Source organism: Pseudoalteromonas rubra, from assembly GCF_005887095.1.
Lineage (GTDB): Bacteria > Pseudomonadota > Gammaproteobacteria > Enterobacterales > Alteromonadaceae > Pseudoalteromonas > Pseudoalteromonas rubra_E.
The window spans coordinates 39,449-55,716 of sequence record NZ_PNCI01000076.1; the positions used below are offsets into that span (position 1 = coordinate 39,449).

11 protein-coding genes are annotated in these 16,268 nt (G+C 48.0%); 5 read left to right on the forward strand and 6 right to left on the reverse strand.

Going from position 1 to position 16,268, the window contains the following annotated elements:
- Positions 1-294: 294 nt before the first annotated feature.
- Positions 295-660 (reverse strand): response regulator, encoded by a 366-nt coding sequence (locus CWB99_RS22480; protein WP_138550091.1) that lies wholly within the window; start codon positions 658-660, stop codon positions 295-297.
- A 217-nt stretch (positions 661-877) separates the two neighbouring features.
- Here CWB99_RS22480 and CWB99_RS22485 point away from each other — a divergent pair, with 217 nt between their 5' ends.
- Together CWB99_RS22485 and rdgC are read left to right on the forward strand one after the other, a co-directional pair.
- Positions 878-2,638, forward strand: coding sequence for a sensor histidine kinase (locus tag CWB99_RS22485; RefSeq protein ID WP_138550092.1), 1,761 nt, complete (start codon positions 878-880; stop codon positions 2,636-2,638).
- Positions 2,639-2,742: 104 nt separating this feature from the next.
- Positions 2,743-3,651 (forward strand): recombination-associated protein RdgC, encoded by a 909-nt coding sequence (gene rdgC / locus CWB99_RS22490; RefSeq protein WP_138550093.1) that lies wholly within the window; start codon positions 2,743-2,745, stop codon positions 3,649-3,651.
- Between the two features lie 45 nt (positions 3,652-3,696).
- Here rdgC and CWB99_RS22495 read toward each other — a convergent pair whose 3' ends face one another.
- Positions 3,697-4,536, reverse strand: a complete 840-nt coding sequence (locus CWB99_RS22495) for an HDOD domain-containing protein (RefSeq protein WP_138550094.1) — start codon at positions 4,534-4,536, stop codon at positions 3,697-3,699.
- A gap of 327 nt (positions 4,537-4,863) precedes the next feature.
- Between CWB99_RS22495 and CWB99_RS22500 the strand changes: the two genes are divergently transcribed.
- Positions 4,864-6,552: a dipeptidyl-peptidase 3 family protein gene (locus CWB99_RS22500; RefSeq protein WP_138550113.1), complete on the forward strand. Its 1,689-nt coding sequence runs from the start codon at positions 4,864-4,866 to the stop codon at positions 6,550-6,552.
- 24 nt (positions 6,553-6,576) lie between these two features.
- Here CWB99_RS22500 and CWB99_RS22505 read toward each other — a convergent pair whose 3' ends face one another.
- Positions 6,577-6,981 (reverse strand): HIT domain-containing protein, encoded by a 405-nt coding sequence (locus CWB99_RS22505; RefSeq protein WP_138550095.1) that lies wholly within the window; start codon positions 6,979-6,981, stop codon positions 6,577-6,579.
- A 189-nt stretch (positions 6,982-7,170) separates the two neighbouring features.
- Here CWB99_RS22505 and CWB99_RS22510 point away from each other — a divergent pair, with 189 nt between their 5' ends.
- Positions 7,171-9,387 carry a S9 family peptidase gene (locus CWB99_RS22510; RefSeq protein ID WP_249332061.1) on the forward strand — a complete coding sequence of 739 codons (2,217 nt, stop codon included), beginning with the start codon at positions 7,171-7,173 and terminating at the stop codon, positions 9,385-9,387.
- A gap of 207 nt (positions 9,388-9,594) precedes the next feature.
- A complete protein-coding gene (locus CWB99_RS22515) occupies positions 9,595-11,229 on the forward strand; it encodes a methyl-accepting chemotaxis protein (RefSeq protein ID WP_138550097.1) in 1,635 nt (544 codons plus the stop codon).
- On the opposite strand, the gene CWB99_RS22520 is transcribed toward CWB99_RS22515, so the two are convergent.
- From CWB99_RS22520 to dinB, 3 genes are all read right to left on the reverse strand, one after another.
- A complete protein-coding gene (locus tag CWB99_RS22520) occupies positions 11,226-12,758 on the reverse strand; it encodes a M17 family metallopeptidase (protein ID WP_138550098.1) in 1,533 nt (510 codons plus the stop codon). The genes CWB99_RS22515 and CWB99_RS22520 overlap by 4 nt on opposite strands.
- A 158-nt stretch (positions 12,759-12,916) precedes the next feature.
- Positions 12,917-14,608, reverse strand: a complete 1,692-nt coding sequence (locus CWB99_RS22525; RefSeq protein WP_138550099.1) for a carbon starvation CstA family protein — start codon at positions 14,606-14,608, stop codon at positions 12,917-12,919.
- 433 nt (positions 14,609-15,041) lie between these two features.
- A complete protein-coding gene (gene dinB / locus CWB99_RS22530; protein ID WP_138550100.1) occupies positions 15,042-16,112 on the reverse strand; it encodes a DNA polymerase IV in 1,071 nt (356 codons plus the stop codon).
- Between the last annotated feature and the right edge of the window lie 156 nt (positions 16,113-16,268).

Sequence of the window (16,268 nt, forward strand, 5' to 3'; positions counted from 1 at the left end):
GAAGTGAGCACAGGCCTTTTTAAATACGCAACGACCTATGCCACTATCCCGTAAGGATGGTGGTGGTGGTAATGGTCGTGGTGTTAATAATCTTTTTCATAGACTTTAGACTGCCTGAATAGCCAACAAGCTGTCAAGCACAAAAATCTAATTTGCGGGGTGAAAATCTATGCAAAAAACTCAAGTTGTGACCAGCAATGTGCAAAATCTATGTTGGAATGCGTCGGGCACTGATGTAGTAAGCGAACAGGCGAGTGTAAACAAATGCTTTGAATGTTAACAAATGAGCGGGGACTAGCGGATCCCAAAACGACTAAGGGTTGCCTGCAAGGCTTCCGGTTTAACCGGTTTTTCCAAAAATTCGAGTGCACCCAGTTTAGCCACCCGCTCCTTCATTTCGCCCTGAATATCAGCAGAAATAACCACCACATAGGTTTCTATCACCTGACGTTTTATGGCCTCCAGCACTGCAATACCATCCATCTCCGGCATGGTGAGATCGAGACAGACTAGATCAATGTGACGTGTCGCCAGCACATCGAGTGCTTCGCGTCCGTTACAGGCCTGACAAATGTCGGCATCCAGCATACCGCTTAAACAGCGGATCACTTGTTTGCGGGCAACGACTGAATCGTCACAAACTAATACAGAGTAGCTCATAGGGTGAATTGTCAAATAATCTTTATTGTTCTGATCTGGGATAAAGGTTATTGTTGTGATTAAACTTATAACATAATAATCCTCGTCCAGTAAGTGGCAGAGGAACAAATTCCTTGCGATATCAGATTGAGATTAATATTTATTTTTAGCACTTTATTGGCTAACTTTAAGTGTAATAAACGCGCACAAACCCGTTGTTAGGAGCAAAGAACACTTCATGCTGCAAAAAAGTCTGTCAAAGAAGCTGCTCACAAACGTCTTGTCGGTTTACTTTTTGCTTACCTTCGTCGTTACCTGTGGACAGGTGGTCGCTGAGTATGTCAATACCAAGGACTATATTCGCAACGAGTTAACCATGCTGCAAAAAACCTTTAGCCGCAGCCTGACTCGCGCGATATGGGAGCTCAACACCAAACAAACCGTCACAACCGCTGAAGGTTTGCTGGCGATCCCTATGATTGAAGGGATCATAGTGCGTGATGACAGCGGTGAAATTATTTCCCAACTGGGCCGTTCATTGAATATCCATGAGTTATACAGCCAACAGTTAGTGCAAGAAGAAGCCTTGATTGAAGACACGCCGTCAGGTTTATTTGGCTACACCTTTCCTCTGATCTTTGAGTTTTCCGGGCGCGCTACGCAGGTAGGTGACGTTACCTTGTTTTCGAGTCGGGAAGTAGTATTCAGCCGTATCATGATTTCCATTTATTTTCTGATCGGTAATGCCATGGTCAAGACCACCTTTTTGATCATCTTGTTTTTGCTTGCATTCAGAAAGTTGCTTACCGAACCCCTGACCGATCTGACTGAGCAAATTGATGACTTTGAAATAGATAATGTTGATGGCCATAAAATTGATATAGATACCACGGAGCGCAACGAGCTCAAGGTCATGGAAGAGGCCTTTAACAAACTCATTGACCGAATTGCTGATTACCGCAAAAAGCTGGATCAGGCCCAGAAAGAGCTTTTGATCAGTAACGAAAAACTGGACCAGCACAATATCCAGCTGGAGCAGGAAGTGGCGCGTAAAACGTCAAACCTGTCTCAGGCAATGATGGATCTGCAGCAACAAAAGTATGAGTTAGAAAAACAAAAGCTGACGCTCACCGAAGAGATTGATCTGAGACGCCAAACCGAAGAAGAGTTACTCACCAAGCAAAAAGAGCTGGAGAAGTATGTTGATGAGCTTAATATGGCACAAGAGCGACTGGTCGGCTCAGAGAAAATGGCTGCGCTGGGTGGCCTCGTGGCTGGTATTACCCACGATATAAATACCCCCGTTGGAATTGGGGTAACCGCAACGTCATTCTTACAGGAGCGTTTAGAGCGCCTGGAGTCAGCTTATCGGGATAAAACCTTATCGCCCAAAGCGCTGGAAGAATTTATCAATGAAGCCAAGCAAAGCACCAGCCTGCTCACAACTAACCTCGACAGGGCCTCAGAGCTGGTGGCCAGCTTTAAGCAGATTGCCGTTGATCAGGCCAGTGAAGCGGTTCGCACCATTAATTTTAAACAGTATCTGGGCGAAGTGATCCGCTCTTTACATCCCAAACTCAAGAAAACCGCCCATATTGTTAACGTTGATTGCCCGGAAGAGCTTACTCTGCACCTCCCAGCTGGTGCGATCAGTCAGATTTTCACCAATCTCATTATGAACTCCCTGATCCATGGTTTCGAAGGTATCGCTCAGGGCACCATAGACATAGAGATCAGAGAAGAAAACAACGACGTGTTTATTGTTTACAAAGACAATGGTAAAGGTGTCAGCAAAGCACAGTTGGAAAAACTCTTCGACCCCTTCTTTACCACCAAGCGAGAACAAGGCGGCAGTGGTTTGGGCACTCATATCACCTTTAACCTAGTGAAACAAACGCTTAATGGCGACATTGAAGTCAATTCCGAAGAAGGCAACGGCCTGACCTACTATATTCGCTTCCCAAAAGAGCTACAAAAGAGCGTCGCGATGTTCAGTTAATACCCACAAAAACCGGCACAGCAAATTATCTGCCAAGAGCCTTTGCCCGAGGGCGTGTCGGTTTGCTATGATGCGGGTCGATTTTACTCTTCGGAACCTGTTCTATGTGGTTTAGCAATCTTATCTGTTACCGATTTAAACAAGACGTCTCCTACGCTCAGGAAGACTTTGAAGCGGCACTGGAGCACGACGTATTTCGTCCGTGCGGTAGCCAGGACATGAGCACTTTTGGCTGGACCAAAGCACTGGGTAAACATGGCCAGACATTGAGTCATTTTTCTCAGCACTGTATTTTAGTTTGTGCAAAACGAGAAGAAAAAGTACTGCCCGCTTCTGTCATCAATGAAATGGTTGCTGAGAAAATCGAGTCGATCGAGCAAGAGGAGAATCGCCCGGTCAAGAAAAAAGAAAAAGACGAAATTAAAGAGAACATCACTGCAACACTGTTACCTCAGGCATTCAAGAAATCCAGTTTGCAGTTCGCCTTTATTGACCAGAAAAACGGGTGGTTAATCGTCAACAGTGGCAGCTTTAACAAAGCGGAAGAGTTGACTGCCCTGCTGCGTAAATCTCTGGGTACTCTGCCCATTGTTCCGGCATTCGCCAATTACGATCTGGATCTGTTCCTGACTGACTGGCTAACTCAGTTTGAAGTACCTGAGGGCTTTGCGATCGGCTCTGACGCAGAGCTGCAAGAAGCCGATGACAATGGCGCACAGGTAAAACTGAAACAGCATGACCTGGCCAGTGACGAAATTAAGCTACATCTGGAACACGGTAAGCGCGTGACAAAACTGGGCATGGACTGGCGTGAGCGTGTTCAGTTTACCTTACAGAATGATGGCTCTCTCAAACGCTTAAGCTTCAGCGATACATTAAAAGAGCAAAATGCAGATATTCCTAAAGAAGATATGGCAGTCAAATTAGACGCCGACTTTATTTTGGTGTCTGAAGAAATCAAAGAGCTACTGGAAGAGTTATCCCAGGGCTTGGGTGATCAGGAAGACCTGTAAATGAAGGCAGGATGCGACAGCCTCCTGCCCTGCTCACTATCGCGGCTATGAAAAGGCCGCTTTGATGTCGTTCAGCATATCCTGATATTCATCGTCGTAAAACATGTCGACCGATCCCAGCACACCTTTTTCCTCATACACATGTAATGCCGCCGCTTTGTCGGATACCTGCAGTATCCCCTCAACAATAGCGCCAACTCGGATAAAGTCCACATAGCATACATGTGCGGGTTTATAGTTTGGATTCGCCCAACTTTCAGCCACCTCAACAAACTCTTCAGTGAAGCCCCACTCACGCATAATAGCACCACCAATTCGGCCACCGAGTTTTTGAATTGCATGTGCCAGAAAGCTTGGATTCGCAAAGACTTCCGGGTGGTGCTCGGCTTCTGTCAGGATAGGCAGCACCCCAATATTAAATACCAAAGAAGCCAAGGTGATGGTGTCTTTGTTAAGCGACGTATGTTTGTTAACCCGCAGATAAAAATCCATTGTGGTGATCGCCTGACAGGCCACTTTCAGGGTTTTTTGCCAGGCTTTGTCCATATAAGTTTTGATCAGTTTGTTCTGCGACACAAACAACTGCTCCATCGCCATAGCCGTCGCCACATTTTTTACCTGTCGCAAGCCGATGCGAGTGACCGCCTGATTGAGCGTATTCACTTTCACAGCACGACCTAAAAATGCACTGTTCGCGACTTTAATCATACGAGCAGCCAGCGCCGGATCATGAGAGATCACCTCTGCCATTTGCATAAGATTAACTTCTGGGTCATCCGCAGCCTGACGGACCCGAACGGCTATTTCGGGCAGGGTAGGCAAAACCAGGGTATCGTTATTTATTTTATCAATCAGAATCGTCAACAAGGCATTTTCAGTAGACATATTGGTTCAATCCTCGAATTTATTGGCCTCTGGTGCGCAGCATCTGCCTTTTGAGCGGGCAATGTGCTGTTCATGCTATTAGTATTGTCTAACTTAAAGAGTAAGTTAAGGAAAGTATAAAAATTATTCGTGACATGCGGCACACATCCAACGATTCACCTGAGATAAAATATTCCCTCAGTTTGTATTATGAAGGCAGCAAGTTGCGCAGAATTCATGTAATGTATACGCCCGACATAATAATACGGACAATCTATGCGCCACTTATGCTCTTATGTAGTAGCGCCGTAGAAGACAGTCCGACACACCCTCAATGAAGGAAAAATGATGAAACGCGCAATGTTATCCACAGCCATCATGCTGGCTTGTGGCGTTATGCTCAGTGCATGTTCTGAGCCACAAAAACCGTCAAATAACGAGGCTCAGCCACAGGCAAATAACTCAGATACCGGATATCAGCTGAAAGACTTGTCGCCTGCACGACTGGATATTTATACCGAAGTTACACTCAATAGCGATCTCTCACACCTCAATGACAACCAGAAAAAAATGCTGGGCCTGCTGATCGAAGCCTCTAAAATCATGGACGATCTGTTCTGGCAGCAAGCCTTCGGCATGAACAAAGCAGAATTTCTGGCAAATATCAAAGACCCGAAAGTGCGCCAGTTCGCCGACATTAACTATGGCCCCTGGGATCGTCTCAATGGCGACAAAGTCTTCCTGGAGGGCTTTGCAGACAAGGCACCCGGTGCACAATTCTACCCGAGCGATATCAGCAAAGACGAGTTAAATCAGGCTGATGTGAAAGATAAGGCGGGTTTGTATTCCCTGATCAAACGTGACGCACAAGGTCAGCTTTATAGCGTTGCTTACTCAGAAGCTTATCAGACGGAGCTGAATACGGCGGCTCAGCTACTACGCGATGCCAGTAAGTTAGCAGTCGACAAACAGTTTTCCAAATACCTGAACCTCAGAGCGGATGCTCTGGTCAACAACAGCTACCAGAGTTCAGACTTCGCCTGGATGGATATGAAAAACAATCCCATCGACGTGGTGATTGGTCCAATCGAAACCTACGAAGATCAGCTGTTTGGCTATCGCACAGCATTTGAGTCTTATGTTCTGGTCAAAGACATGGCCTGGAGCGAACGTCTGGCAAAATTTGCTGCATTCCTGCCAGAACTGCAACAAGGACTGCCGGTTGATGCGAAATATAAGCAAGAAGTGCCTGGCTCAGACGCCGATCTTAATGCGTACGATGTGATTTACTATGCCGGCCACTCCAATGCGGGCAGCAAAACCATTGCCATCAATTTGCCAAACGATGAAGAAGTACAGTTGCAAAAAGGCACGCGTCGTCTGCAGCTGAAAAATGCCATGCAAGCCAAATTCGACAAAATCCTGGTGCCTATTGCAGACCAGCTGATAGTGCCGGAGCAGCGTAAACACATTACCTTCGATGCATTCTTTGCCAATACTATGTTCCATGAAGTTGCCCATGGTCTGGGTATCAAAAACACCATTACTGGTAAAGGGACTGTTCGTCAGTCACTTCAGGAACATGCCAGTGCACTGGAAGAAGGCAAAGCCGATATTCTGGGCCTCTACATGGTTGAGCAGCTATTGAAAAAAGGGGAAATCAGCGAAGGGACACTGGAAGATTATTATGTGACCTTTATGGCGGGTATTTTCCGGTCTGTCCGCTTTGGTGCCTCCAGCGCCCATGGTAAAGCGAACATGATCCGCTTTAACTTCTTCAAACAGGAAGGGGCATTTTCGAAAAACGCCGATGGTCTGTATCAGGTCGATATGGCCAAAATGGGTGCCGCGATGGAAAAACTATCTAATGTGATCCTGACCCTACAGGGTGATGGTGATTATCAGAAGGTCGATCAATTGCTGGCCACTCATGGTGACATCAAGGCAGAATTGCAAGCGGACCTCGATAAGCTGGCAGCTGCCAATATTCCGGTCGATGTGACTTTTAAGCAAGGCAAAGCAGTGCTAGGACTATAGTCCTAACACCACACACCTATCGGATCAGGCGTTCACATCGAGCGCCTTTTTTATTTCGCTAATCTGTTGTTCGCTGTATGGCACCGCAGGTAAAACACCCCATACCGGTTTTGGCCAGGCAGCATCGTGCTCAAAACGCGCAATATGATGCACGTGCAACTGAGGCACCATATTGCCCAGTGCAGCTACATTCAATTTATGCGGGTTAAACACAGCTTTAATTAAGCGGCTGAGTTTGGCTGATTCCTGCCAAAACTGCAGTTGCTGCTCTGTCGTCAGGTCAATGATCTCTCGCATGCCCGATACGCGCGGTACCAGTACAAACCAAGGGTATTGACTATCATTCAATAACAATAACTTACATAAAGGCCAGTCTGCTAATTCTATGCAGTCACGTTGAAGTTCCGGCGCCAGTTGAAAAATGCTCATCGTATTCTATCGGGTCTGTGATCTGTGGCCTCACTGTAGCGAACTTCCACAGCAAAATCGACCAGATAAATGGGATTCGCTTCACCCTACCTCATCTGTCGGATTTTATTGCCATCCAGAAACACAGTCTTTACCATCAACGCTCTTAAACCAAATCAACACAACTAAAAAGGTGACTCTGTGCGCAATCTGTTATCTTACGCAGCGTTAGCCGCTGGCTTGCTGGCCACCAGCCAGTTGGCTGTGGCTCAACCACTGACACTGGAACGTATCTTTGATGACCCAACGTTAGCGGGAAAGGCGCCCGTTAAACTGAAGTTTTCACCCGATGGTACGCGGGTGACTTACCTGCAGGGAAAAGTAGACGACTACAACCGGTATGATCTGTGGGAATACAATATTAAAGCTGACACCAATCGACTACTGGTGGATTCTCAGGCACTTTTTTCGGGCCCTGAAACATTGTCTGATGAAGAAAAAGCACGCCGTGAACGACAGCGCATCTTTGGTCGCGGGATCCTGGAATACAAGTGGTCAAAAGATGGTAAAGCACTGCTTTTCCCACTCAATGGGGACCTGTACTATTACGAACTAAGCACAGGTAAGAGTCGTAAGCTTACCAATACCGAGGCCTTTGAAACCGATGCCCGTTTTTCACCCAAGGGCAACTATGTTTCCTTTATTCGTGAACAAGACTTGTATGCACTGGAGCTGGCAACCGGTCAAGAGATCCGTCTAAGCAAAGATGGCGGTGGCGTCATCAAAAACGGCATGGCTGAGTTTGTCGCACAGGAAGAAATGGGCCGGATGACGGGCTACTGGTGGGCCGGCGATGAAAGCAAGATTGCCTTTACCCGCATTGATGAAAGCCCGGTACAAGAAGCCATTCGCAATGAGATTTATGCGGACGAAGTTAAGCTTTTTAACCAGCGCTATCCTTTCACCGGCACAGATAATGTTCGCATCGATCTGGGTGTGGTGACACTGAACAATCAAAAAATTGATTGGGTCGACCTTGGTAAAGACAAAGACATCTACATCGCACGCGCAAAATGGTTGGAAGATGACACGACATTATCTTATCAATGGCAAAATCGTTCTCAACAAAAGTTGGAACTCAGATTCTATAACGCCAGTAATAAACAGCAGCGCGTTGCTCTAACAGAAACCAGTGATACCTGGCTGAACCTGCATTTTGACTTGCATTTTCTTAAAGATAACAAGCACTTTGTCTGGGCGTCGGAACGTGATGGCTACAAGCACCTCTATTTGTATCGCACCAGTGGCCAGCTGGTTCGTCAGCTGACCAAAGGTAAGTGGGTCGTCGATGAGCTACAGGGCATTGATGAGAAAAAAGGTCTGGTGTACTTTTCTGGCCGTAAAGACACCCCACTGGAAAGCCATTTATATTCAGTCCCTCTATTCAAGAAGGGCAATATCAAACGGATCACAGAAGCCGGCGCCTACCATAAAGTAGTGATGGCCGAGGATAACCGCACCTTCATCGACAGTAAGTCCTCTGTAAATCAGCCTACGTCTGTATCGCTGCGTAACTCCAATGGTGAATTCATTACCTGGCTGGAGCAGAACAAACTGGATGACCAGCACCCACTGACACCTTTCCTGAACGATCTGGCGACCCCGGAGTACGGTACTCTCAAAGCTGAAGACGGCCAGGTGATGCATTATCGCCTGTTTAAACCAAAGCACCTGGAAAAAGACAAAAAGTACCCGGTGATCGTGAATGTCTACGGGGGTCCACATGCCCAGCGTGTTACCAACAGCTGGCGCAGTAAAAATCTGTATTTCCAGTACATGGCGCAGCAAGGTTACATTGTCTTCCAGTTAGACAACCGAGGCTCATATAACCGGGGTAAGCGCTTTGAAGACCCTATCTATAAACACTTAGGGGAAGTTGAAGTCGCCGACCAGATCCGTGGTGTAGAATTTTTACGTACACTAGATTATGTCGACCCTGCTCGAATTGGTATTTATGGACACAGCTACGGTGGTTATATGGCACTGATGACTATGTTCAAAGCTGGCGACTACTTCGCAGCCGGCGTATCTGGTGCACCGGTAACTGACTGGGCTCTATACGATACACATTACACAGAGCGTTACCTGGGGCACCCTAAAACCAATGCTAAAGGTTATGAGCAAAGTGCCGTCTTCCCCTATGCTGACGGCCTCAAGGGACCTTTAATGATCTACCACGGTATGGCAGATGACAATGTACTGTTTACACACGCCACCAAACTATTCAAACAGTTACAGGATAACGCCAAGCCATTTGAGATGATGACTTACCCGGGCTCCAAGCACAGTCTGCGCGGTAAGAAGGTACAAACCCATTTACATCAGACGATTACCAATTTCTTCAATCGTCACTTCGAAGTAAAATAATCCAACATGCGGGCCTGCGTTGGCCCGCACTTCCCCCCATGTGCAGCCCGTTGTGGTATTCGACAAATAGCTAATTGCCTAAATCTTTCCTCGCTAAATATATTATTCACTTGATTTAGAACAAATTTCACCCGCACTTTTATTGCAGTATAGACAATGAAAGTCCGTTCAGCGCACAACCTTGTGCCTTCAAGAGGAGCCAAAGATATGGCATTTCTGAGACAGTTCACCATTTTTGGCCGCCTTGCAATGCTGGTGGGAGTCGTCGTTCTGGGTTTGGCTGCACTGGGCGTGATGAATCTGCAACAGCAATATCAGGCACTGAGCGAACAGCAATATGAAAAAACCAAAAACCTGGTGGAAACTGCACATAGCCTGGTTAGCCACTTTAATCAGGCTCAGCGTCAGGGCATACTCAGCGAAGATGACGCCAAAGCCGCTGCCCTGGATGCGTTGAAAAACCTCAGATACGATGAAAATAATTATTTCTGGGTCAATGATCATTACCCTCGTATGGTGATGCATCCTTTTAAGCCTCAGCTCAACGGACAGTCGGTCAGAGACAGTAAAGATCCCGACGGTGTGGCATTATTTCAGGAAATGGTGGCGGTTGTAGACGCTCAAGAAGCAGGCTTTGTTCCCTATAAATGGCCTAAGCCCGGTAAATCCGACCCGGTCGATAAGATCTCCTATGTAAAAGGCTTTGCGCCCTGGCAATGGATCATCGGCTCCGGCGTTTATCTGGATAATATTGACGTGCAATTTACACAGCTGCGTAATCAAATGCTTTTCAATATTCTTGTTCTCCTGGTCGTGCTCATTGCACTTAACTTCTTTATCAGCAATAGTATTTTACAACCCATTCGCACCGCCTCGGACATGATGCGTGATATTTCTCAGGGTGAAGGGGATTTGACACAGCAACTTGATGAACATGGCCGAGACGAAATCTCCCGCCTGTCTCGTTTTTTCAATGCCTATACCGAAAAAATGCGCAGCTCGATTGCCTCTGTTGCCAATAATGCAACTGAAGTAGAAGCCCTTGCCAATCGGGTTGACAATACAGGCGAAGTCAACCTGGAGTATATAGAAAGGCAGAATGACAGTAGCCGTCAAGTGGCCACAGCTGTCGAGCAAATGAGTGCACAGATACAAGAGATAAGCCAGCATGCCGAAGCCGCTGAACAGGCAGCAGGGGATGCGATGCATACCAGTGAGACGGGCAAAGCCACGATTGGTACAACCATTGATGCCATAGGTACGCTCTCTGATACCATTGAGGAAGTCAGCATTGTGACACAAGCACTGGCAGAAGAAAGCCAGCATATTGGCTCAGTACTGGACGTGATCCGAGGTATTTCAGAGCAAACTAATCTGCTGGCGCTCAATGCAGCAATTGAGGCAGCTCGTGCCGGGGAGCAGGGTCGGGGGTTTGCGGTAGTCGCCGATGAAGTGCGTACACTGGCGAGTCGTACCGGACAGAGTACCGATGAAATTCAGGCCATGATAGAGAAGCTACAAAAAGGTGCTCAGGCAGCCGTCGATGCAGTACAAAACAGCCAGCGCCTGTCAAACAATACGGTCAGCCAGGTACATGAGGCCGAACAGGCACTGAATGAAATTGAGCGGCTGATCACTGTGATCCTGGACATGAATGGCCTGATAGCCCGTGCGACGGAGGAGCAGAGCAGTGCAGCAGCCGACGTCAATGTGCGCATTGGCGATCTGTCGGACGCCACCCACCACTCACTGGACACTACACAGCACTTGTCTGAGGCCAGCAAGGAGCTGAAGCAGGCAAGCCATCAGCTTGCCCTGATTGTGGAACGCTTTAAGGTTTAGCGGCAGTAACGCGCAAACAAACTACTCACGGTTGCGGCTGTCGGCTTACCATGCTGCCAGTCACCGCCTTCAACACCACTGCCTGCAATGTCCATGTGAACATACGGCAAAGGTAGCTCAGCATCACAGCCATGTTTGTCCAGACCACCAACAATTGCCAAAAAGGCCATTGGAAACTGGTGACCACGGGCAGTGACTGCTGACGGTGCGTTGTTACTCGACAGTACGTCATCCGCCAGAGTGCGCGGCTGAACAAAGTCGTAGTCCTCGCGGCGGCTGCGCGACACTTCAGCGCAGTCAGCCCACAAATCACCTAAATCGGCAAGCTGGCGAGATACCTGTTGGGCGCGTGCCGGACCATTTTCAACATAGGCGCTATATGGACCCATTGCGCGTGCTGCGTGGCCAGTAAGTGTTGCTACGGTAAAGAGTTCCGGGTTCACCTCATGCTTGGCCAAATCTTTTAGCTCGCTCAGCAGATCACCCATTGCCAGACGCCCTTCAGCATCGGTATTGCCAATCCGTACTTTAACCCCTTCACGGCAGGTGATTATCTCATCCGGAACAAAGCAGTCAGAGCCAATTGAGTTACGTACCACTGCCAGGTAGGCAATCACTTTGACACCTTTTGGCTGGAAATCTGCCACAGACTTCATAAAGCCCGCCACAGAAGCCGCACCGCCTTTATCTCGGCTCATCCCGGCCATAAAGCCACCGACTTTGAGGTCAGCACCACCCGTGTCATACACCAGGCCTTTACCTACAAACATCAGTGTACGCTCTACCTCTCCTTCTGGTGTGTATACCAGCTTCACCACTCGTGGGTGATGGCGCTCTACTGCATACGATGCGCGGGCAACAGTACCCAGCATAGGGTATTCCTGATCGATAGTTGCGGGATCTGCCACAACTTCAACACTAACACTGGTGCCATTGAACAGCTCAACACAGTAGTCTGCGAACTTAGGAGGGGCCATACGCTCAGGCTCCGTACCACACAAATCACGGGCTGCATATTGACCTGCCGCAATGGCATTAAGCTGTCGGCACTGCTCTTCACTTGCACCTAGCAACGCAATTGATTCGACGGGTTCAATAGAAGGTCCACGATACTCACGCGCCTCCAGAGGCTGCCACAACGCCTGACACGCTCCCAGGTAGGTCACTTCAAGCGCATTCTGATATCGAGCTTCACCGGGTACTCCTGCAACAACCAGAACAGGTTTAACAGCACCTGCGGCCTTAGCTTCCTGGATACCCGCTTTGCCCGCCTCAAAAAAGCGACGTACATCGTCATAGTCACGGTTCAGTGGGCCAGTCGGCGACACAATAAGGCGCTTGCCAGGCACGCCTTCAGCCAATAACACACTCGCTTTGGTGCGTAGTCGTGCATCAACAGCCAGGTAAGGTGCCGCGGCGCTATTTAGCTCAGAAAAAGCGAGTTCAGACACATCGGAAGTGACGACGATGACGGCATCGGCGTCCTGAATTTGCCAGTCATTGACCGACAGAGCAAGAGGGAAAGACATATAATCAGCCCTTGGTTATTTTAATCCTGGGCTGATTATCGGTTATTTGCTGGCAAGAACCAAGACTATCAAGGTAAATAGGCGCTTAAGCACAGAATAATGCGCTATCACGTTGAATAGCGCTGACACTCAACACCTTTGCACCCTGATCCTGTCATTTAGTCGGGCTGCGATGTCGTCTCAGTGTCTTTTTGTAACTTGAGTTTACTGACCACAGACCAGGCTTCAAGCATGACCAATACACTGACAACAAGTACCACAATATCGAGGCCAACCAATAGCCAGTTACCCTGTTCATAGTATTCACCCAGCTTGATCACCCCGGCGAAGAAAGCCATCAGAATCACAAAAGTCATGGGGATCAGAGTAAACTTGGCAGGGCGACCCAGTTTAATCAGATACACAGAAATTACCAGTAAGGTCAGACTTGCGAGGATCTGGTTGGTGGAGCCAAACAGTGGCCAGATAATCATACCGCCGCTACCCGATGCCCCACCAGCACCAAATGCCAGCAACAAGCAACATCCGACAGCAACCAAAGTTGCAAGTACGCCATTTTTCAGTGCATTCAGTTGGTAGATCTCTCCCCATTCCTGAATAATATAACGCTGTAGGCGTACACCCGAGTCCATCGTGGTACCCGCAAATAACACCACCATCACCGCCAGCAGGGTCGAGGCGATTTCCACCGATAGTCCCCAGCCATTGCTGATCAGATTCGCGCCCCCCTGAATAAAGGCGCCCACACTACCAGCGCCAAGATGACTGTATATTTCATGCCACTCTTCAGGCGATACCGCCAGCATTACACCACTTACGGCCACCAAAGTGATCAGAGCCAGCGACCCCTCACCCACAGCGCCCAGATAACCAACAAAACGGCCATCCGTCTCTTTGTCTAGCTGTTTGGAACTGGTGCCAGAGGATACAATTCCATGAAATCCGGATACGGCTCCACAAGCGATAGTGACAAACAACAAAGGAATAATACTCGGTGTATCTACTGCCGTCTGAGTATTAAATGCCGGCGCCGTAATATCAGGCATCACCACAAATACCGCACCATACAACAGTACCAGACCGACCAGCAGTTGCATGCCATTAATGAAGTCTCTCGGCTGCAGCAACATCCAGACAGGTAATAAAGATGCAACGGCGGCATAAATAAACAAGATAATGATCCAGTTTGCTTTGTCGGCCAGACCAAACAACTCACTGGGCAGTGCCAGCGGCATACCCGACCCCACATAAATACTGGCATACAAGATGGCTACCCCGATCACACACAAGGGCACCAACGGCACCTGGCGTTTGAGCAACTGGCCAATGACCAGTGCAACCAGAATCGCAGCCCACGCGGGGAATACGGCACTGGGGTTGGCTACAAAAGAGTTGGCAATCACCACCCCGAATACCGCATTGACCATCAACAGGACCAAAAAGACCACAATCATAAATAATGACCGGGTGCGCTTTCCTATCACAGTTTCAGACAGGGCACCCATAGACTTGCCCTTGTGACGGGCACTGGCCCAAAGGGCACCCATATCGTGCACACCAGCAAAAAAGATGGTGCCAAACACCACCCACAAAACGGCTGGCACCCAGCCCCAATATACTGCTATGGCTGGGCCAACAATAGGCGCCGCCCCGGCTACAGATGTGAAGTGATGTCCCCAGAGTACGACTTTGTTGGTTGGCACATAGTCTACTCCGTCGTTTAATTCATGCGCCGGTGTCACGAACTTATCGTCCATTTTAAATATTTTTTCGGCGATGAACTTTGAATAGACAAACCAGCCAAACAGCATACCCAGTATGCCAAACAGCACGATCATGATTGACTGCATTGTATTCCCCCTGTTGTTGTCCTGTTGTTGTTATTTATAGTCTCTTTATATATGTTCGTTATTGCTCAGCACACAACCCGCTCAGCCATGCCGCAGACAAAAGTCACTAAAGCACAGTTATACCAATTTGTTTAATTAAGTGTTCTATTTTGAGGCGAGAAAATATCGTCGATAACACCGCAAAAACTTCGCTATTCAGTTGTTCTAAATGAGAAATTTTTAACACCGTTACCGGCATATTTGCTCCTTTAAATTGAACAGGTATTAAGTGAAATTGGTATTATTATCGTCTCACCTCAGGTTTAGCCTTGCCAGTGCGATTAAACATATCTGGTAACGGGCCATAACCCTCACAACGGTGTTACTGCTAAATCGGTTTGCTAATACCCTAGCACACAGGCGTATAATCACAGAGTAGTGACGCAGTTATCTTTTAGTCTAAGGTCGGAACGTCAAACAGGCCTAACTGGGCCTGGCCGGATGAACTCTCACCTAGACCCAACTGAATGCCGATCAGCCGTACCGGTTTACTGCCAAAGCGTTCTACAGCCTGCTCCAGCAAGGTGAATAGCACACTCTCATCAATCTCATGATACTGGCATTCTTTGGTGGTTTGCGAAAAGTCATAAAACTTTACTTTAACGCCCAGCTTATTGAAGGTTCTCGCCCCGCGGTAGGGCTCAGAACGCCTTTGTAGTTCAGGTAACAACCGCCGACGAAGAATCTCTTTGAGCGCATCCAGGCTTTGAATGTCTTTTTCAAACGTGGTCTCAACCCCTACTGATTTACGAACACGCTCAGTTTCTACTTTGCGCTCATCTATGCCCTGACAACGCCGCCACAGTACATCACCAAATTTACCGAAGCGATCCGTCATCTGTGCGCGACTCATGGCTTTAACATCCCGGCCATATTGCAGCCCCACAGCCAGCAGTTTTTCATGGGTGACTTTACCCACACCCGGGATTTTTTTCAGTGGCAGTGTATCGATAAACGCAGCCACGTCATTGGGAGTGATCACATACTGGCCATTGGGTTTGTTTTCATCACTGGCAATTTTGGCCAGGAATTTAATGGGAGCAATCCCGGCAGAAGCGGTTAAGCCTGTTTCGTTAAAAATGTCACTGCGGATCTGCTGAGCAATTAATGTGGCGCTTCCCTGATACAAAGCGCATTCCGTTACATCCAGGTAGGCTTCATCCAGGGACAATGGTTCAATCAACTCGGTATAGCGGGCAAAAATTGCTCGTATTTGCGCCGACACCGCTTTGTAAACTGACATCCGGCCAGGCACAATCACCAGCTCAGGGCACAACTGTTTGGCCTTATAGTTAGACATGGCTGAGCGCACCCCATATTGGCGGGCAATATAATTGGCTGTCGACAGCACACCACGATGGCTGTTCCCTCCAATCGCAATGGGAACATCCGCAAGCGCTGGGTTGTCTCGCATTTCTACGGCGGCATAAAAGCAGTCCATATCAACATGGATAAACTTACGCATGATCTCGAAGACTGGTTATTTATACAGTTATTATGTGCAAAGAATCTCACTATGGCAATACGATTGAATATTTTTTGTCACCACATACGATCTGTATTTTATTTGGAAATACTCTAAACTGGTCAGACAATGCCTGCGTATCTATCGCTCACTAAG

Coding starts and splice junctions, on each gene's coding strand:
- CWB99_RS22480 (WP_138550091.1), bottom strand. CDS start 660: ATGAGCTACTCTGTATTAGTTTGTGACGATTCAGTCGTTGCCCGCAAA.
- CWB99_RS22505 (WP_138550095.1), bottom strand. CDS start 6,981: ATGAGCATTTTTCAACTGGCGCCGGAACTTCAACGTGACTGCATAGAA.
- CWB99_RS22500 (WP_138550113.1), top strand. CDS start 4,864: ATGAAACGCGCAATGTTATCCACAGCCATCATGCTGGCTTGTGGCGTT.
- CWB99_RS22485 (WP_138550092.1), top strand. CDS start 878: ATGCTGCAAAAAAGTCTGTCAAAGAAGCTGCTCACAAACGTCTTGTCG.
- CWB99_RS22495 (WP_138550094.1), bottom strand. CDS start 4,536: ATGTCTACTGAAAATGCCTTGTTGACGATTCTGATTGATAAAATAAAT.
- dinB (WP_138550100.1), bottom strand. CDS start 16,112: ATGCGTAAGTTTATCCATGTTGATATGGACTGCTTTTATGCCGCCGTA.
- rdgC (WP_138550093.1), top strand. CDS start 2,743: ATGTGGTTTAGCAATCTTATCTGTTACCGATTTAAACAAGACGTCTCC.
- CWB99_RS22520 (WP_138550098.1), bottom strand. CDS start 12,758: ATGTCTTTCCCTCTTGCTCTGTCGGTCAATGACTGGCAAATTCAGGAC.
- CWB99_RS22515 (WP_138550097.1), top strand. CDS start 9,595: ATGGCATTTCTGAGACAGTTCACCATTTTTGGCCGCCTTGCAATGCTG.
- CWB99_RS22525 (WP_138550099.1), bottom strand. CDS start 14,608: ATGCAGTCAATCATGATCGTGCTGTTTGGCATACTGGGTATGCTGTTT.